Raw genomic sequence first — 16,793 nt, forward strand, 5'->3', positions numbered from 1 at the left:
TGAAGTCGCCAAACTCCACCTCGACCATACACCTCGATGGCCACCTGAGATTACACCGAACGAGCCGGTGAAATTACACCACGTGCTCGGACATTACCCGGCCTCGACATGAGCCATGTCACGCTCTGTCCGGCCATCGCGTTCAACAAGATCGTGGGCGGCCGTTACAAGCTGCACATCCTCTGCGTCCTGCATCGCGGCCCTTTGCGCTTCGGCGAGATCGGACGGTCGCTGGTGAAGGGCGGTCTGGGCAGCCGATTTTCCTTCAAGAGTTCGCACAGCCGGTCACCGTCGATTACGTCAATTGCAATCGCGCCGTCGCGCGTGGCCTCATCCGACGCCTGACTGGTGAAATGCCCGGTGGTAATGAGCAGCCCTTTGTCAGCTCGCCCTTGGAGCGCCCCACGAAAGTCGCGGATTTCCTTTGCTCCGACGCTTCCTTTCCAACGCTTGCACTGGAAATAAACCTGGAACGAAACAAGGTTCACCCTTAGCACACCGACACCGTCGATCCCGCCGTCGCCGGACTTGCCGCGCACCTCGACCTTGGTAAAGCCCGCCTCGCGAAGGAGGCGCTGCGCCAGGCGTTCGAACCCATCCGGAGGCATCTTTCCAAGAACGGCCAAGAGCGCTGACTTCCAATCTTATTCGTCGATGGGGCCGTCATCCGCCATGACTTCGATTTCTTCACCTCGGTCGGCGTCCGCCTTCTTGGCGGGTATGGGCCTCGCTCGGACGACCGGGAGGCCGCGAACGTGCTGATGTTTCGGCACCGGCCTCCAACTACGCGTCGCGCCTCGCAGGAGGGTCCTGGCCATCGGTCGGCAACCTGAGCGACGCCTGGAAACCGGAAGATGCACCCGGACGCGGCGACTCCAGAACGAGCGAGCTACCGATCCGGTCCGCAATGGCGGCGACGATGGCGAGCCCGAGCCCGCTGCCGTCGGCACTCGCGTTCGCCCGTTCGAAGCGCGCCGTCAGACGGTCCAGAGTGTTGCGTGGCAGCACCGGGCCGTCGTTCGCGACGGACAGCAGCCCGTCGGCGGTCAACGCAACCTGGACCGTCGTTTTCTCGGCTCCGTGCCGGAGGGCGTTTTCCACGAGGTTGCGGCACAGGATGGCGAAGGCGTCGGGGTCGAGGTCGGACATGACGGCTGTACGCGGCAGCGTCAGCGCGATGCGGTCCTTCGTGCTGGCGCGTTCAAGATCGTCCATCACCACGCGGGCGACCGCCCTCAGGTCCGCGCTTCGGTCCATCCGCAGCCGCCCGCCTTCGGCCCGTGCAAGCTGCATGAGGCGTTCGGAAAGCCGGGTCAGGCGCTTGAGCGTCGCCTCGATCTCCGCGGCGCGCGCTTTGGTAACGGGCTCGCCCGTCTCGGAGCGAAGCCGCTGCGCCTGCGCGATGGCGCCCGCCAGCGGTGTCCGCAACTCGTGAGCGGCGTTGGCGGCAAAGCTGCGTTCGGCCTCAAACGCCTCGCGCAGTCTGGCCAGAAGGCTGTTCAGGGTTTCGGCCAGCGGGCCGATCTCCGTCGGCAGTCCTTCGGCGGGAACCTCCGACAAGTCGCGGGCGCCGCGCGCTTCAAGACGCGACCGAAACCGGCGCAGGGGATCGAGGCTGAAGCGGACGGCGAGGATGATCGCCGCCAGCGCGACGGGCAGCACGATCAGAAGCGGCAGGCCGAGGGCCATCTGGATTTCCCGCGCGACGGTGGCGCGGTGCGCAAGCGGTTCGGCCACTGTGATGCGGATCGTGCCCTGCAGTGCCGCGTCGCCGTAGAGGCGGTGGGTGGCGGTCTGCCGAAACCCCGGCCCGTCGTAAGGCGGAAACACTGCGGGCTCGGCCGCGTGGGATTGCAGCAGGATGCGCCCATCGGCATCGCGGACGAGATAAGTGAAGAACTCGTCGTGCTCCCGGATCGGCGCGAGCCGCTGGGCCAATCCCTGGTCTTCCCTCCCGACGATGTCGGTCACGGCCAGCGGCAGGATGCGCTCGGCGGTCTCGCGCAGCGCGCTGTCGAAGACCTCGTCCATCTCGCCCCGGACGATCACCGCCGTAACCGTCGCGGCGGCGAGCCAGAGGACCGTCAGCACGAGGGCGAGCGACAGACCGAGCCGCGCCTGAAGGCTGGCGGGCCACCTCATGGCCGACCCAGCCGGTAGCCCAGGCCGCGCTCGGTCTCGAGGATTGCGCTCCCGAGCTTCTTGCGCAGGCGGCTGACATGAACTTCGATGGTGTTGCTCTCGACCTCGGCGTCGAACGCGTAGAGTTTCTCCTCCAGTTGCGGCTTGGACAAAAGCTGCCCCGGGCGGGCGAGAAAGGCCTCGAACAGCGCCCATTCCCGCGCCGTCAGCTGGACAGGCTTGCCGTCGCGGTGAACGCTGCGGGCGGCGAGGTCGATCTCGAGCGGGCCGTGGGTCACGATCGGGTTCGGGTTGCCGCTGTAGCGGCGGGCGACCGAGCCGATCCGGGCCGACAGTTCGGCGAGGTCGAAGGGCTTCACGAGGTAGTCGTCGGCGCCCGCGTTCAACCCTTCGATCCGGTCCGAGACCTGGTCGAGCGCGGTCAGAATGATCACTGGCGTCACATTGCCCCGGGTGCGCAGGCCTTTGAGGAAGGTGATGCCGCGCCCATCCGGCAGCATGAGGTCGAGCAGAATCAGGTCGTAGGAGGTTGAACCCACCGCATCGCCCGCCTCATCGAGCCGCGTGACCCAGTCCACCGACTGGCCATCGGCTGCGATCTGGTCGCGCACCGCGGCGCCGAGAGTCGTGTCGTCCTCGATCAGCAGTATGCGCATGGTCGTCCCTGTCCTGGTGCGATGACCCTCCATGATCCGTCTGGCTGACGCGAAGCTGAAGCCGGTGGGCCAGGCCCCTTCAGGCTGCCGTCAGCTTCGCCGCGCATGAAGTGCATCAAGAGGCGAGCGACGAGGAGTTTGGCCCATGGAGACGACCGTGACAATTCTTGGCTTTCTCGCCGTCTTCCCGGCCGGGGTCGCGCTGGCGGACGACGGCTGCTTCTCACCGATGGCCGATTGGCAACCGCGCGACGCCGTCGCCCGGCTGGCCGAAGAGAGCGGCTGGACGGTCCGCCGCATCAAGATCGACGACGGCTGCTACGAGATCGACGGCCGCGACGCCGAGGGGCGCCGGATCGAGGTGACGGTCCACCCGGCCACGCTTCAGGTGATCGAGTTCGAATACGAGGACGAGGACGACGAGGACGACGGTCGCCCCCGCCGTGATCGAGAAGGAGGCGACGATGACTGATGCAGTGCATCGCGACGGCAATGCCTCGATCCAGGGCCTTCCGACACTCCCCCGGCTTCCGTTCATCTCGCCTCTGCCCATGACCGGCCCGTTGCTGGTGGCACTGCCATGCCTGCTGGCGGCGCTGCTCGGGTTCAAAACCTATGCGCCTTATGGCGCGGATGCGGCACTCGGCATTGCCTTTGGGGCCGCGGCGGTTGTCGCAATGGCGCAGACGCTGATCCTTGCCGCACGGCCGCCCTTGGTGGAGCCGTTGTTCGGCGGTCTCGACCGCATGTACCGGGTCCACAAATGGCTGGGCATCTCCGCGGCGGTCCTGATGATTTTGCATCAGCAGATCGAGCCGGACTTCGAGCGGACGGTTCGTGAAACCGGCCTTGGTGAACTGGGTGAGGAGGCGGGCGATCTCGCCTTCAACGCGCTTCTCGCGCTGATTGCTGTCAGCTGGTTCCGGCGGCTGCCCTTCATCGGGCTGGAAATCCCCTATCAGATCTGGCGCTTCAGCCATCGTTTCATGGGCGTCCTGTTTGCCATCGTGATCGTTCACCAGTTCTTCGTCGACATGCCGACGGGGGTAGATCCATTTCTCTCGATACTTCTGAACACATTCGGCATCGCCGGAGTGGCCGCGTGGATCTTCACCGAGTTGGTCGCCCCGCAGCTGCGGCGTCGGGAATTCACCGTGAGCGAGATCAGCCAGACCGGTGACACCACCACGTTGAGGCTCAGCCCGAAAGGTCGGGCCATGCGGTGGCGTCCGGGGCAATTCGCCTTTGTTCGCGCGCCGGAGGCAGGACTGTCCGAGCCGCACCCTTTCACGATCGCCAGCGCCCCGCGTCCTGACGGCGCCCTGACGTTCTCCATCCGGGCGCTGGGCGGCTGGACACGGAGTCTTCCCGCGACCTTGCGGACCGGGACGCGCGTGCAGGTCGAGGGCCCGTATGGGCGATTCGACTTCCGCAAGGGTGGTGCGCGCCAGATCTGGCTCGCCGGCGGCATCGGCATCACGCCCTTCCTCGCCTGGGCGGAAAGCATGACCGAGGCGGAAAGGCGCGACATTCACCTCGTCCACTGCGTCCGCACACAAGAGGAAGCGATCGGGATAGAGACGCTGCGCGCTGCGGCCGCCCGCAACCCGAGGTTCAGTTTCGAGGTGGTCGTCACGACCCGCGATGGCCGGCTCACGGCCGAACGCCTGATCGGCGCGGCGCCGTTCGCGGTCAGGCAGGCCGATCTGTGGTTCTGCGGCCCGACCGGCCTGAAGGACGGGATCCTCAAGGGTCTGAAGGCACGGGGCCAGACGCCGCGGCGGGTCCGCTTCGAGCAGTTCGAATTCGTCTGAGAAAGGGCCTGTCACATCGCCATGCCGGCCGTGTGGCTCTCGCCCGCAGCTTTTGGCCCCGCTCGTCACCGGCGGGGCCTTCTTCCTGACGGCAAGCTGAAGCGGGAATCGCCGCGCCGTCAGCAAGCCCTCAGGTCGGTGCGCCAGATTGGTCTCAGCAGACGAAAGGAGACCCTGCCATGAAAAAGATCCTGACACTTCTCGCCGCATCCACGGCGCTGACCGCCGCCATCGGCGTCCCCGCGTGGAGTGCCATGCACGCCCCGGCCGATGGCGTCCTTCGGCCCGTTGCCGCGCTCTTCCATGACGCCACGCAAGCGATGCCGCTCGTTCTCGCAAGCGACGATGACGACGACGACGACCGCTGGCGGGACGGCTCGCGTCGCGGCCACGACGATGACGACGATGACGACGACTGCGACGACGATGATGACGACGACGAATGCCGCGGTGGTGCTCGCAATCCCGCGCCCGCGGGCACCGTCGCTCCGCCGCCGAACGGGCTCTTCGGGAACGGCGCTCCTCCGCAGGTTCAGGTGAACTGAGCCGCTTCGCAGCCCCTCTCCGAACAAGGATCCATCCAATGAAATCGCTTCTCGCCACGCTTGCGCTGACCACGGCGCTGACACTTCCCGGCCTCGCCATGGCGCGGCCGGTGACGCTTACCACGACCCTCAACAGCTATGGCGGCGACGGGGCCTATCTCGCGCTTTATGTCACCGACGCCTCCGGCGCCTATGTCGGCAGCCTGTGGATGGCCGGCGGCAAGTCCAAATACTACGAGCATCTGAGCGACTGGTACCGCGCGACCGGCGGAGACACCGCGCAGGTGAACGGCATCACCGGCGCCAGCGTCGGGGCGGGCCGCACGCTCGAGATCACGCTCGACCTGGCCGACGCGCTCTTCGACGCGGGCTACACGCTGCACATCGACGCGGCCGTCGAGGACATGCGCGACAGCCCGAACGAGGTGGCGGTGCCGCTCACAAGCGACAGTGCGGGCACGCCGGTGGCCGGCCGCCGCTACGTCGCCAGCTTCGCCTACGACATGTGAGGGGCTGGGCCATGATCCGTGCACTCCATCGCGGGCCGGGTCTTCTGGCCCTCGCTCTCGTCACCATCCTGAGCCTGAGCGGTGCGGCGCTCTCGGTCTTTCCCGCGGCCGACCGCATCGCCGCGCCGCAGGCGGAGGCCGGCCTGACCGTCGCCGCTCTCGCGGGCCGCATTCAGGCCGTCTATCCGGGCGTCGAGCAGGTCCGCCGGTCGCCCTCCGGTCGCATCACCGCCTACTGGTTCGATCAGGGCGCGCCGGGCGCCGCCGTGATCGACCCGGTGACGGGCAAGGGCGTGGCCTCGGCCGACCCGAACCAGGCCCTTCGCTGGCTCACCAACCTTCATCGCTCGCTCTTGCTCGGGGATGGCGGGCGCATCGCCATGGCCGCCGGCGCCGCGGCGATGCTGGTCCTTTCCCTTTCAGGCGCCGCGCTGCTCGCGCGTCGGGCGGGCGGCTGGCGGCACTGGTTCGCGCCTCTGCGCGGACCGCTCGCGGGCCGGCTGCATGTCGAGATCGCCCGCATCGCCGTGATCGGCCTCGTCCTGTCCTCCACGACCGCGCTCTGGATGACGGCCTCCACCTTCGATCTGCTGCCAGACCGAGGCGCCATCCCGGCCATCCCGACCGAGGTGAGCCGAGAGACGGGGTTCGCTCTCGACCAGATGGACACGCTGCGGCGGACGTCCGTCGCCGGGCTGCGCGAGCTGAGCTTTCCCTATCCCGGCGACGCGACGGACGTCTTCACGCTCAAGACCGACCGGGGCACCGGCTATCTCGACCAGGGCACCGGCGCGCTCTTGGCTTGGACCGACCTGACGGGATGGGAGCGCCTGTCGGACACCATCTACATGCTGCACACCGGACAGGGTGCGGCGGCGCTTGGCCTCGTGCTCGGGTTCATGGCGCTTGCTGTGCCGGCGATGGGCGTGACTGGCGTCCTGGTCTGGCTGGCCGGGCGGCGCGGGCGGCCGCGCATCCGGGGCAACCAGCCCGCGGGGCGCGCCGCGACGATTCTGCTCGTCGGCAGCGAGGGCGGCAGCACCTGGGGCTTCGCCGCGACCCTTCACGCCGCGCTGACCGAGGCCGGTCAGAGCGTCCATGTTGGCCCGATGTCGGGCTTCGCGCCGAAGCGCTATGCGCGGGCGGAACGGATCATCCTGCTCGCCGCGACCTATGGCGAGGGGGCGGCACCCGCCTCGGCGAAGGGCTTCCTCGACCGGCTGAACGCCCTCGACCGCGTGCCGGACATGCCTCTGGCCGTGCTCGGCTTTGGCGACCGCAGCTTTCCGGCCTATTGCGCCTTCGCCAAGGCCGTTGCGGCAGCGGCGCAGGCGACGGGCTGGCCCGAGCTTCTGCCGCTCGACACGATCGACCGCCAATCGCCACAGGATTTCGCGCGCTGGGGCCGCGCGCTCGGAGACGCGGCCGGCATTGAACTCGAACTGTCTCATCAGCCGGTCCAGCCGCAGACAACCACGCTGACCCTCGTCTCGCGCCGCGACTACGGCGCCGAGGTGCAGGCCCCGACCGCAATCCTCCGCTTCGCCCTGCCGCGCATCCCGCTCTGGCAGCGGCTGACCGGGGCGGGCTTCGCTCGGTTCACGGCCGGTGACCTGATCGGCATTCTGCCCGAGGGCAGCGCCGTCCCGCGGCTCTACTCGCTCGCATCCGGGCGTCGCGACGGATTCATCGAGCTCGTGGTCAAGAAGCATCCCGGTGGCCTCTGCTCGGGACAGATCACGGCCCTGGAGCCGGGTGATACCGTCGCTGCCTTCCTCCGCCGCAACCCGGGTTTCCGTCCAGGACGGAGCCGGGCGCCGCTGATCCTGATCGGCGCGGGGACTGGTATCGGGCCGCTCGCGGGCTTCGTGCGCGGCAACGGGCGCCGCAGGCCGGTTCACCTGTTCTTCGGCATGCGTCATCCCGACAGCGATTTTTTCTACGGCGAGGCATTCCCCGCCTGGAAGGAAGAGGGGCGCCTGACCCGGCTGATCACGGCCGTCTCGCGCGGGGCGCGTCCCCATTACGTTCAGGATGCGCTGCGCAGCGAGGCCGCCCAGGTCGCGGATCTCGTCAGAAACGGGGCGCGCGTGATGGTCTGCGGCGGACGGGACATGGCCGCGGGCGTGGCGGATGCGCTGGCCGAGATCCTCGCACCGGCCGGGCTGACACCGGCAGTCCTGAAGGCCGAGGGGCGGTATGTCGAAGATGTCTACTGAGCTGGTTAGGGTCGCCCTGAACGGCCCGACGATGGGCACACGCTGGTCGGCGCTGTTCTTCGCGAAGCCGGGCGTCGACGCCGACCCGATCCGCGCGGCGCTGCAAGCGGCCGTGGACGACGTGGACGGACAGATGTCGACCTGGAAGCCCGACAGCGACCTGATGCGGCTCAACGCCGCGCCGGTGGGCCAATGGGTGCCGGTGCCCGCGCGCCTTCGACACGTCGTGCGGCTCGGGGTCGAGATCGGGCGCGCTTCGGGCGGGGCCTTCGATATCGGCATGGGCGACGCCGTGACGGCCTGGGGCTTCGGCCCCGGAACCGCCGCGCCCGATGCCATCCGTGCCGCATTGGAAGCCCCGCGCCGCCCCGCGCATGAGGTTCTGGAGTTCGACGGCGCCCAGGTCCGCAAGGCCGCGCCCGTCGCGCTCGACCTCAACGGCATCGCCAAGGGCTATGGCGTGGATCGGCTGGCCGAGACCTTGCACGAACACGGAATCGGGGCCGCCCTTGTCGGGATCGACGGGGAGATGCGGGCGACGGGCCTGCGGCCGGATTTAGAGGCCTGGACCATCGCGGTGGAAGCGCCGGACCCGGGGCTCCGGACGCCCCATTCCATCCTTGCGCTGCAGGATGCCGCCGTGGCGACGTCGGGCGACTACCGCCACTGGGTCGAGCTGCGCGGGCGGCGATTGTCGCACATCATGGATCCTAGACGCGGCGCGCCGCTGATCGCGTCGCCGGCCTCGGTCACCGTCGTCGCCCGCACTTGTGCCGAGGCCGACGCCTGGGCGACGGCGCTCATGGTGCTTGGTCCCGAGAGGGGCGCGGCACTCGCAAGAAAACACGGGCTCGACGCCCTGTTTCTCCTGCGCGATGAGGACAGGAACGCAAGGGGCGTGGGAGTCGGACGACTTTTTTCCGAAGAACCAGCGGCAATCGCCTCAACCGGGGGAAGATGAGCCGCATGGAACAGAACCGTGCCGACCGCTTCAAGACCGCCATCCTGCTGCTGGCCGTGGCCGGCTTGACTGGCGGACTTGCGTTCCACTTCGCCGGCGAACCCGTTTTCGCGAACCTTGTCTGGATCGCCGGGGTCGTTCCCGCGCTCGCCGCGCTCGTGGTCGCGATCCTGCGCAGCATCGGGCGCGGCGAGGTCGGCCTCGATATCGTTGCCACGCTGTCCATGTCGGCGGCGCTCGTCTTCGGCGAGACGCTGCCCCGCGATCACGCGCGGATCATTGCAGGGGTGGACGAAATCGCCACCGGTTTCGGCCTGCACCCTGGCGAAAGTCTCTTCGCGCTATGGGGGCAAGATCACCGTATGCGATCCCTCGACCTCATCGCGCGAAGCATGCGTCGCCACGCCCCTGGCCGCCTGCGCCTCGTCCAGCCCGAAAACCGCATTGCTGGCGCCGCGGACCTTGAAGGCCCCCGGCTTCTGGAAGTTCTCGTATTTGAAGAACAGCCGAGCGCCGGACATGTCGTTCAGTTCATCAGACGCCAACCTCCGCCTGGAAGACGTGTTGATCATGCACGGCCTGGCCGAGACATCCACACATGTTGTCCCACGGGTCATCCAATGCCCAGAGACGACGAGGATCGCTTTGGGTCGTCGCAGACTCTTGCCAAGCGCGGCCCAGGACCGGCTGAAAGGCCCGTCTTCGATCGCGTGCATCGGACTTCCGTGGCCAAGAAACACGAACGGCATCCGGTCGGAGAGCCCGAAACGATCCTTGAGGTCTCGCAAGCTGACAAGGTCCGCGCTGCAGGCCTTCAGTTGGGCTGAAATCTTGCATCTGCGGCGAACGGCGGCCTTGACGCACCGCACCGCAGCAAGAGTGCTGTTCGGCCAAGGGCCGCAATGGGCCGATTTCTGGATTAACCATCTGATAATTATGGACAATTCCTTCTGCGCCTGTGGGTCAATCCTCTCTGCGCAGTCGTTCAGCCATTTCGGTAAGGCCCCGCGCCTCGGCGTGTTCAAGCGGCGTGACGCCGTCGCGGTCGGCAAGCGTTCGGTCAGCACCCGCCGACAGAAGTGCGTCGAGCACGGCCTGGTGATCCGGACCACCGTCGCCCAGCACCACGGCTTCCATGACGGCGGTCCAGTGCAGGTTGTTGACATGGTCGAGCGGCGCGCCCGCAGCGATCAGACGACGCACGACCTCGGCATGGCCAAGATGGGCCGCGGCGATCAGCGCGGTACCAAGATAGGGACTGGTGACAAGACCCGGATCGCTGCCCAACTCGATCGCGAGCGACATCAGTTCGGGATCGTCCGCCACCGCGGCGATCGTCACGACATCGTAGGCCCGGTGTTCAAGTGCGTTCATGTCGGCACCGGCCTCGGCCAGAGCGCGCAGTGCCTCGTCCTCGGAGGCGAAAGCCGCCACATGGGCCGGCGTCCGACCCCTGGAGTCGCGGGCATCCAAGGCAGCGCCCGCCGCGACCAGCCGTTTGATCCCGGCGACATCGCCCTGATGGGCGGCCCGGAAGAGTCCATCATAGGCCGCGACGTCGCGGGCCGAAGGGGCGGTTTGTGCTCCGACTGGACCCGCAAGTCCGATGAGAAGGGCAATCAGGGAAAGACGGCGCATTGGCTTACTTTTTCCGGGGTTTTCGTGAGGAAGGGTCCGCGTCTGACGCGCGGACCCCGTCTGACTTACTCGGCGCCGATCGCGTCGAGACCGACACGGGCGCAATCCGCGTCGATCGCACCCGACGGTGCGCCGCCGACGCCGATGCCGCCCACCAGCGCACCACCAATCCGGATCGGCAGACCGCCGGCCTGGATTACAAGACGCGCGTCCATGTCGCGAAGACCATTGTTCTGCGTGTTGCCGGAGATGAATTCGGCAAGCCCGGCCGTGTCCCGACCGAGACCGGCCGAAGTGAAGGCCTTGCCGCTCGCGCTCGATACGGTGTGCGGGCCGGAATTGTCCGCATTCAGAAGCACCTTGGTGTTGCCGTCGCGGGCGACGATCGCGACGCTGACGTTGTGACCTTCGGCGGCACAGGCCTCGAGGGCCGCACTCGCGGCGTCACTCGCCATGGCGAGCGGCAGATAGGGGCTGGTCGGCAGGTCCTGCGCGACGGCAGCCCCGGGAGCGGCGAGGGCGGCGAGAAGAGCGGTTGTTCTGAGCATGTCGGTTCTCCTTTGCTGGTAACACGGAGACATCTACGCCATCGCGGGACCTCGCCCCATTCGTGGACCGGCCCTCCGCCTCCGTAGAACTACGGGGCGCTCTTGGCCTCGATCCAGAGACGCGTCATCTCGGCCGGCGAGGTCGTGCCGAGCTTCGCCCCGATGGCCGCGCGATGGCTTTCCACGGTCCGGGGCGAAACGTCGAGCGCCCCCGCGATGTCACGGGTCGCGAACCCGCGCGCCACGAGCGACAGGACTTCCCGCTCGCGCGGTGTCAGCCCGGCCAGCAGCGCCATCGTCTCACGCCGCTCGGCGTCGGCTTCGGCGGCCCGGCCGAGCGCCGCCTGTCCCTTCTGGATGGCGTCGATCAAGTCCTGTTCGTCCACCGGCTTCGACAGGAAGTCGATGGCGCCGTTGCGGAACGCCTTTCGGCAGGCCTCGATATCGCCATGGCCCGAGATCACCACGGTCGGCCAGGCCACGCCGCTGGCGGTCAGGCGTTCCTGCAGCCTCAATCCCGAGATCGCCGGCATCCGGATGTCGAGGATCAGACAGCCCGGATTGAGTTTGGGCAGGGCCGACAGGAAGTCCTCGGGACCGGGGAAGGTCCTGACATCGATCCCCACCGTCGAGAGAAGCAGCGAGAGCGAATCTCGGACCGCCGCATCGTCGTCGACGAGATAGACCGGCGCGGTCATTCCGCGGCCTCCCGGATGGCGCGCGCCAGCGGAAGGCTGATCCTGAACCGTGCGCCCTCGCGGGCCTCGACCACCGCCAGATCGCCGCCGGCGCGCTCGACAAGGCGATGGCTGAGGGCGAGGCCGAGGCCCGTTCCGTTTTCCCGGGTTGTCACGAATGGGGTGAACAGCCGGTCCCGCACATCCGACCGGATGCCGGGCCCGGTGTCGCTCACGTCGATCACCGCCATCGCGCCGTCCAGAGACGCGTCAACGACAACCTCGCGCGCCCCCGCGCTCTCGGCGACCGCGTCGAGGGCATTTCGCATCAGGTTGAACAGCACCTGCTCCAGTTCCACGCGATCGCCCTCCACCGTCACAGGCGTCGGTGACATCGTCAGGACAAGGCGGGCGCCAAGCTCGGCGGCTTGTCCCGCGAGCAGGGTTTCAGCGACGCGGATGCAGTCTCTGAGATCGATCGGTTCCGCATTGCGCTCCCGCGGCCGCGTCCACGTCCGCAGGCGCTCCAGGATGGCAGCGGCGCGCCGAGTCTGTCCGACCACATCCTCCAGGATCCCCGCGACGCGGTCCGTGTCGCCCCGTGCGACCAGGTGCCGGGCCGCTTGCGCCTGCGCCAGGATCGCCGTCAGAGGCTGGGTCAGTTCATGCGCCATGCCGCTTGCCATCTCGCCGAGCGCGTTCACCCGCGACGCATGGCTGAGACGGGTCTCGAGACCGCTCAAGTCGGCTCGCGCCTCCGCGGCGCGGACCTTGGCGCGTTGCCCCGCCCGATCGCGCGAAGCGCCATGGCGCCCATTGCAATCACCGCAAGGACCAGGGCCACCCGGCCCGGCGGAAAGATATCCGATACCGTCATGCGGATCGCCGTCCTCAGCTCTAGCGGCTGCGTGCCGCTCGAAAGGGCGCGGGTGAACTGCGGCGCGCGCGCGTCCCCGGTGACACCGACGAGCGGAGTGCCGTCGGGAAGGGCCAGCCAGCGCGTCGCCTTGGCCCGAGTCCAATAGGCGGAATCCCCGTCAAGCAGCGCCGCCGCGTCGATCACGAGTGCGAGCCCGTAGCGCGCCGTCTCGGAGTTCGGGCTTCGCTTGACGATCAGATAGGCCGGACGGTCGGAGGGATACCGCACCAGGACCGGGGCGCCGGTCGAGCGTCCGGCCGCCGCGCGGATGAACTCGCGGAGATCGGCCTCGCGGACCCCGACCTCCAGCACCCTGCCCTCGCCGTCGAGCGGCACGAGTAAAATGCCGATGATACGGGGGTAGAAACGCATGATCGCGCCCGCGACCTCGCGAAAGAGGTCCGGACGCTGCTCCACTCCGGCCACCGCGATGGCCGAGAGCGCCGTCAGATGCGCATCGTGCTGGTCCACGCGTTGCGAGGCGACGGCGTGAAGGCGCTCGCTCTCCGCCGTCAGATCGGCCAGTCGCGCGCTGCGCTCGAAACTGGCGAGGAGCCCAAGCGCCAGGATGCTGACAAAAACCCAGGTGATCCCCCGGGCAAGGGGTCGGCGCAGGATGTCTCGTGCTGATCGCGTTTTCTCTGACACGGGTCCGGTTCCGCTGCGGGCGATGCCTGTTCCAGCATCTTGAATTCGAGACAAGCATAACCTCTTGGCGCGGTTTTGAAATCCGTAGGACTACAGAGGCCGGTCAGGGTTGGGAGGATCAACAGATCCAGTCCTGTGCCCGCAGCGAATGTCCGGAAAGCGGGCTGCGGTCGCAGAATCCACGAGAGCGTCGAAGGTCCGCATTGGGCCGTGATTACAGGTTTCACCGCACATCGCGCCGATCCAGAAAGGCGAGGGTCTCCCTGGCAATCCGCCCCGCCGCGTCGGCGTCGAGGTGCAGGTGATGGTCGCCGGGGATCTCGACGCGTTCGTAGTCGGGGATCAGGCTTTCGGCGTCGCGCACGAGATCGGCAAGCCTGGGGCGGGACTGCAGGATGCCCTCGGTGGCCCAGATATTCAGGACCGGGCATCGGATCGCGCGCAGCACATCCTCGACCTGGTTGAGCGTCAGCTTGAGCGCAGAGCAGGCGAAGAGTCGCGGATCGCCGCGCAGGCGGAACCCGCCGGGGGTTTCTTCGAGCGCACGCTCGGCAAGCGCGTCGGCAGTGCGCCGGGAACTGCCCTGTGCGATGCGGCGGTCGATGTAGCCCTCGCGGGTCGGGAAGCATCTCGCCGGGCGCGCGGACTGTCTGCGGGTCTGCTGAAGAAAGGCGCGCAAGGTGGCGACGACGGTGTCGTCACTCGGCTCGGGCACGAGGGATTCGATCGCGACGAAGGCACGGACCTTTTCAGGCAAGGCGGCGGCAAAGAGGGCCGAGATATTCGCGCCGCGGGAATGGCCAAGAAGGACGCAATCGTCCCACCCAAGCTGATCCAGAAGCCCGGCGATCTGCGGAAGGTCGTCCCAGATGTTGTAGGTGGCATGCGCCGCGCGATTGGCGCTGTGGCCCTGCCCGCTCAGATCCAGCGCGACAACCCGGCAGCCGTGCAGCCGTGGCGCAACGACCTGGAAGCTGCCGGCGTGGTCCATCCAGCCATGAAGGGCAAACACGGGCGTTCCGTCCTCGGGCCCCCAGGCAAGCCCCGACAGGCGGAGACCGTCCACCATCCAGTGTCGCGCTTCGGCATGGGTCATGGGGGCGTGTCGCATCCTTGCGGTTCAGTCGGCGCGGCAGCCGGACGGGTATTTTCCGACTGACAGCTCATGATGCGCCGACGGGGCGCGGAGCATGGACCGAGGCACGATCCGGCTGCGGTCAGTCTTCACCGGTCAACCCGAGCCACGGAACCGGGGCGCGCCTGATCATCTCGGGCCGTGTCGGCAGGTCTTTCTCCAGACGGCACCTGTCGTCGCTCGCTTCGATCAATTCGCGCGGAAGGCGCAAGTTTACCGAATCAGTGTCAACGCGTGGACGTCCAATCCTGTTTTTCTTGTCCATCGCCGAGTTCAACTGTTGGCTTTACTGTTTTATGGTTCCAGCAATTAGCGGACCAGGACAAGAGTAGCCGCTCTCGCCGAGGCCCTGACCATCGAGCCTCGTCTGAGGAGATCCCACGGCACCGAGACCATTACCACGCGCCCCGGCGCGGTTGAAGCGCCGATGCGGATGCTGAGCCCGTTCGCCTTGCGCCTTGTCGACCTTCTGAATGCGCTGGCCGAGCCACATCTGGGCAGAGCGCGATCTTCATCGCCGCGAGCCGTCGGATCCTGCCTTCGATCGCAAGATCGACCGGGCCGACAGGGCGCGGCTGCCGTTCTGTGAAGCCATCGCCGAGATCTCCAGGGCGCCCGTCACGGTCGCGACCGATGTGCCGCTGCGGCGCATGGCGCTGATCGTCGCGACGCTGGTCCGCGAGGGCACGGCAAGGGCGGTTCGACAGCATGCCGCGCGCAAGCCCGAGTTCGCGGCCTGTCTCGAAGTTCCGGGCGACGGGCCGGTCGCGGCCCGGATCCGCCACATGCTGGCGGCCGCCGGTTAGGCTCGGCCAGTCTCCGGAGGCTCGCCCCAACCGAATCATTTACAAAACTAGCATTGTGGTTATTTTAATCGCATGACCACGACCAGTCCCAACGCCCGCGCCCTTGCCGCACTTGGCCATGATGCCCGCCTGTCGATCTTTCGCCTTCTGGTGAAGGCGGGGGACGACGGGCTGCGGGTCAGCGATATCGGCGAGCATCTTGGGCTCGCCCCGTCGACCCTGGCGCATCACCTCTCGACACTCGTCGATGCCGGGCTGGTGCTGCAGGACAAGCAGGGCCGCGAGGTGTTCAACCGGGTCGATTTCCCCGCGATGCATCGCGTGGTCGGGTTCCTGACCTCCGAATGCTGCGCCGGTGTTGCGATCCGCGCCTCGGAGGATGCGGCGTGAGACCTGTGCCGCCTTTTTCTTGCCTTGAAACAACCGCAATTCCGGAGATTTGGTGATGACTGACTCAACCCTCCCGACACCTGGCCTCCGGTCCACGCTGCGCCACCTGTGGCAGGACCAGCGGGTCTGGCTCGCCTCGGCGCTGATCCTTGCGGCGCTGGCGGTCTTTGACACGCCCCAGGCCAAGGACAGCGCTCTGTTCGCGGGCAATGCCTTGCTGGGCACGGCGCCGTTCCTGATCCTGTCCATCGCCATCGCCGCGTGGGCCAACGCCACCGGCGCCGACAACCTGATCGCCAAGGCCTTCACCGGCGCGCCGCTCCTGATGATCGGGCTCGGCGCGCTGGCGGGTGGTATCTCGCCGTTCTGCTCCTGCGGAGTGATCCCGCTGATCGCGGCGCTGCTGGCGATGGGCGTGCCGCTGTCCGCCGTCATGGCCTTCTGGCTGGCCTCGCCGATCATGGACCCGTCGATGTTCGTGCTGACGGCGGGCGTGCTGGACCTCGAGTTCGCTGTGGCCAAGACCATTGCCGCCATCGGTCTTGGCGTGTTCGGCGGGACGGTGGTGCACCTGATGATGAAGGGCGGTGCCTTCGCCGACCCGCTGCGCGAGGGCATCGGCAGCGGCGGTTGCGGCGGCGCGAAGATCCGCGCGCCCAAGCCCGTGGTCTGGCGGTTCTGGGCCGAGCCCGAGCGCCGCGCGAAATTCGGCAGGACGGGGCTGACCACGGCGCTGTTCCTCGCCAAGTGGCTCACGCTCGCCTTCATCCTCGAAAGCCTGATGCTGGCCTGGATCCCGGCGGAAACCGTCACCGCCGCGCTTGGGGGCGAGGGGCTGTTGCCCATCGTGACCGCGACGCTGGTGGGCGTGCCGGCCTATCTCAACGGCTACGCAGCCCTGCCGCTCGTCGGTGGGCTGATCGAACAGGGCATGGCACCGGGCGCGGGGATGGCCTTCCTCGTCGCCGGTGGCGTCACCTCGATTCCGGCGGCGATGGCGGTCTGGGCGCTGGCGCGGCCACAGGTCTTCGTGCTTTACATCGGGCTGTCGCTGGCCGGCGCCTTCTCGTCAGGGCTGCTGTTCCAGCTCTGGACGCAGATGGCATGAACACAGAGGGCACCGCAGAGCGGCAAGGTCCCCGGGAAACGCGTCGCTGCCGCGACGGCGCGAAAAGAGCCGCCAGCA

18 protein-coding genes and 2 pseudogenes are annotated in these 16,793 nt (G+C 67.7%); 9 read left to right on the plus strand and 11 right to left on the minus strand.

All coding sequences use genetic code 11. From position 1 onward, the window contains the following. Window positions 1–164 precede the first annotated feature (164 nt). The 3 genes from L1965_RS14265 to L1965_RS14275 all read right to left on the minus strand — a co-directional run bounded on the left by L1965_RS14265 (window position 165) and on the right by L1965_RS14275 (window position 2,798). Window positions 165–626 carry a restriction endonuclease gene (locus L1965_RS14265; protein ID WP_235757121.1) on the minus strand — a complete coding sequence of 154 codons (462 nt, stop codon included), beginning with the start codon at window positions 624–626 and terminating at the stop codon, window positions 165–167. Window positions 627–783: 157 nt separating this feature from the next. Beyond that, complete coding sequence (locus tag L1965_RS14270) at window positions 784–2,142, minus strand: ATP-binding protein (protein ID WP_235757122.1); 1,359 nt, start codon at window positions 2,140–2,142, stop codon at window positions 784–786. Further along, window positions 2,139–2,798 carry a response regulator transcription factor gene (locus L1965_RS14275; RefSeq protein ID WP_235757123.1) on the minus strand — a complete coding sequence of 220 codons (660 nt, stop codon included), beginning with the start codon at window positions 2,796–2,798 and terminating at the stop codon, window positions 2,139–2,141. Before L1965_RS14275 ends, L1965_RS14270 begins: the two co-directional genes overlap by 4 nt. A gap of 145 nt (window positions 2,799–2,943) precedes the next feature. Between L1965_RS14275 and L1965_RS14280 the strand changes: the two genes are divergently transcribed. From L1965_RS14280 to L1965_RS14305, 6 genes are all read left to right on the plus strand, one after another. Continuing rightward, the gene (locus L1965_RS14280) at window positions 2,944–3,270 is read left to right on the plus strand and encodes a PepSY domain-containing protein (protein ID WP_235757124.1); all 327 of its coding nucleotides are present in this window, start codon (window positions 2,944–2,946) and stop codon (window positions 3,268–3,270) included. Beyond that, complete coding sequence (locus L1965_RS14285) at window positions 3,263–4,612, plus strand: ferredoxin reductase family protein (RefSeq protein ID WP_235757125.1); 1,350 nt, start codon at window positions 3,263–3,265, stop codon at window positions 4,610–4,612. The genes L1965_RS14280 and L1965_RS14285 overlap by 8 nt, the downstream gene beginning before the upstream one ends. Window positions 4,613–4,791: 179 nt before the next feature. Further along, a complete protein-coding gene (locus tag L1965_RS14290) occupies window positions 4,792–5,157 on the plus strand; it encodes a hypothetical protein (RefSeq protein WP_235757126.1) in 366 nt (121 codons plus the stop codon). A gap of 38 nt (window positions 5,158–5,195) precedes the next feature. Next, window positions 5,196–5,666 carry a DUF2271 domain-containing protein gene (locus L1965_RS14295; RefSeq protein ID WP_235757127.1) on the plus strand — a complete coding sequence of 157 codons (471 nt, stop codon included), beginning with the start codon at window positions 5,196–5,198 and terminating at the stop codon, window positions 5,664–5,666. 11 nt (window positions 5,667–5,677) lie between these two features. After that, window positions 5,678–7,885, plus strand: a complete 2,208-nt coding sequence (locus L1965_RS14300; protein ID WP_235757128.1) for a PepSY domain-containing protein — start codon at window positions 5,678–5,680, stop codon at window positions 7,883–7,885. Beyond that, a complete protein-coding gene (locus L1965_RS14305) occupies window positions 7,866–8,846 on the plus strand; it encodes an FAD:protein FMN transferase (protein ID WP_235757129.1) in 981 nt (326 codons plus the stop codon). The genes L1965_RS14300 and L1965_RS14305 overlap by 20 nt, the downstream gene beginning before the upstream one ends. Window positions 8,847–9,100: 254 nt before the next feature. Here the strand turns inward: L1965_RS14305 and L1965_RS14315 are convergent. From L1965_RS14315 to L1965_RS14350, 8 genes and pseudogenes are all read right to left on the minus strand, one after another. Then, window positions 9,101–9,418: pseudogene (locus L1965_RS14315) on the minus strand (hypothetical protein); the annotation flags it as partial. Further along, window positions 9,410–9,595, minus strand: a pseudogene (locus L1965_RS14320) (4,5-DOPA-extradiol-dioxygenase); the annotation flags it as partial. The pseudogenes L1965_RS14315 and L1965_RS14320, both read right to left, overlap by 9 nt. Window positions 9,596–9,809: 214 nt before the next feature. After that, the gene (locus L1965_RS14325; protein WP_235757130.1) at window positions 9,810–10,484 is read right to left on the minus strand and encodes an ankyrin repeat domain-containing protein; all 675 of its coding nucleotides are present in this window, start codon (window positions 10,482–10,484) and stop codon (window positions 9,810–9,812) included. A gap of 65 nt (window positions 10,485–10,549) precedes the next feature. Further along, window positions 10,550–11,032, minus strand: coding sequence for a GlcG/HbpS family heme-binding protein (locus L1965_RS14330; RefSeq protein ID WP_235757131.1), 483 nt, complete (start codon window positions 11,030–11,032; stop codon window positions 10,550–10,552). An 89-nt stretch (window positions 11,033–11,121) separates the two neighbouring features. Beyond that, window positions 11,122–11,730 (minus strand): response regulator transcription factor, encoded by a 609-nt coding sequence (locus L1965_RS14335; RefSeq protein WP_235757132.1) that lies wholly within the window; start codon window positions 11,728–11,730, stop codon window positions 11,122–11,124. Further along, a complete protein-coding gene (locus L1965_RS14340; protein ID WP_235757133.1) occupies window positions 11,727–12,383 on the minus strand; it encodes a sensor histidine kinase in 657 nt (218 codons plus the stop codon). Before L1965_RS14340 ends, L1965_RS14335 begins: the two co-directional genes overlap by 4 nt. 65 nt (window positions 12,384–12,448) lie before the next feature. Continuing rightward, on the minus strand, window positions 12,449–13,276 hold the full coding sequence (locus L1965_RS14345; RefSeq protein WP_235757134.1) for a hypothetical protein: 828 nt from the start codon (window positions 13,274–13,276) through the stop codon (window positions 12,449–12,451). A gap of 223 nt (window positions 13,277–13,499) precedes the next feature. Then, complete coding sequence (locus L1965_RS14350) at window positions 13,500–14,372, minus strand: alpha/beta fold hydrolase (RefSeq protein WP_235757135.1); 873 nt, start codon at window positions 14,370–14,372, stop codon at window positions 13,500–13,502. A gap of 512 nt (window positions 14,373–14,884) precedes the next feature. Here L1965_RS14350 and L1965_RS14355 point away from each other — a divergent pair. The 3 genes from L1965_RS14355 to L1965_RS14365 all read left to right on the plus strand — a co-directional run bounded on the left by L1965_RS14355 (window position 14,885) and on the right by L1965_RS14365 (window position 16,715). After that, entirely contained in the window at window positions 14,885–15,217 is a 333-nt protein-coding gene (locus tag L1965_RS14355) for a hypothetical protein (RefSeq protein WP_235757136.1), read from the plus strand. Between the two features lie 72 nt (window positions 15,218–15,289). Then, entirely contained in the window at window positions 15,290–15,607 is a 318-nt protein-coding gene (locus L1965_RS14360; RefSeq protein ID WP_235757137.1) for an ArsR/SmtB family transcription factor, read from the plus strand. 55 nt (window positions 15,608–15,662) lie between these two features. Beyond that, window positions 15,663–16,715 (plus strand): permease, encoded by a 1,053-nt coding sequence (locus L1965_RS14365; protein ID WP_235757138.1) that lies wholly within the window; start codon window positions 15,663–15,665, stop codon window positions 16,713–16,715. Window positions 16,716–16,793: the final 78 nt, after the last annotated feature.

Origin of the sequence: Paracoccus salsus, from assembly GCF_021556615.1 — a bacterium.
In the GTDB taxonomy this organism is placed as follows: domain Bacteria; phylum Pseudomonadota; class Alphaproteobacteria; order Rhodobacterales; family Rhodobacteraceae; genus Paracoccus; species Paracoccus salsus.

Excerpts from the sequence above, each read along its gene's own strand:
- L1965_RS14270 (WP_235757122.1), bottom strand. The coding sequence starts at position 2,142 with ATGAGGTGGCCCGCCAGCCTTCAGGCGCGGCTCGGTCTGTCGCTCGCC.
- L1965_RS14275 (WP_235757123.1), bottom strand. The coding sequence starts at position 2,798 with ATGCGCATACTGCTGATCGAGGACGACACGACTCTCGGCGCCGCGGTG.
- L1965_RS14280 (WP_235757124.1), top strand. The coding sequence starts at position 2,944 with ATGGAGACGACCGTGACAATTCTTGGCTTTCTCGCCGTCTTCCCGGCC.
- L1965_RS14285 (WP_235757125.1), top strand. The coding sequence starts at position 3,263 with ATGACTGATGCAGTGCATCGCGACGGCAATGCCTCGATCCAGGGCCTT.
- L1965_RS14290 (WP_235757126.1), top strand. The coding sequence starts at position 4,792 with ATGAAAAAGATCCTGACACTTCTCGCCGCATCCACGGCGCTGACCGCC.
- L1965_RS14295 (WP_235757127.1), top strand. The coding sequence starts at position 5,196 with ATGAAATCGCTTCTCGCCACGCTTGCGCTGACCACGGCGCTGACACTT.
- L1965_RS14300 (WP_235757128.1), top strand. The coding sequence starts at position 5,678 with ATGATCCGTGCACTCCATCGCGGGCCGGGTCTTCTGGCCCTCGCTCTC.
- L1965_RS14305 (WP_235757129.1), top strand. The coding sequence starts at position 7,866 with ATGTCGAAGATGTCTACTGAGCTGGTTAGGGTCGCCCTGAACGGCCCG.
- L1965_RS14325 (WP_235757130.1), bottom strand. The coding sequence starts at position 10,484 with ATGCGCCGTCTTTCCCTGATTGCCCTTCTCATCGGACTTGCGGGTCCA.
- L1965_RS14330 (WP_235757131.1), bottom strand. The coding sequence starts at position 11,032 with ATGCTCAGAACAACCGCTCTTCTCGCCGCCCTCGCCGCTCCCGGGGCT.
- L1965_RS14335 (WP_235757132.1), bottom strand. The coding sequence starts at position 11,730 with ATGACCGCGCCGGTCTATCTCGTCGACGACGATGCGGCGGTCCGAGAT.
- L1965_RS14340 (WP_235757133.1), bottom strand. The coding sequence starts at position 12,383 with ATGGCGCATGAACTGACCCAGCCTCTGACGGCGATCCTGGCGCAGGCG.
- L1965_RS14350 (WP_235757135.1), bottom strand. The coding sequence starts at position 14,372 with ATGACCCATGCCGAAGCGCGACACTGGATGGTGGACGGTCTCCGCCTG.
- L1965_RS14355 (WP_235757136.1), top strand. The coding sequence starts at position 14,885 with ATGCGCTGGCCGAGCCACATCTGGGCAGAGCGCGATCTTCATCGCCGC.
- L1965_RS14360 (WP_235757137.1), top strand. The coding sequence starts at position 15,290 with ATGACCACGACCAGTCCCAACGCCCGCGCCCTTGCCGCACTTGGCCAT.
- L1965_RS14365 (WP_235757138.1), top strand. The coding sequence starts at position 15,663 with ATGACTGACTCAACCCTCCCGACACCTGGCCTCCGGTCCACGCTGCGC.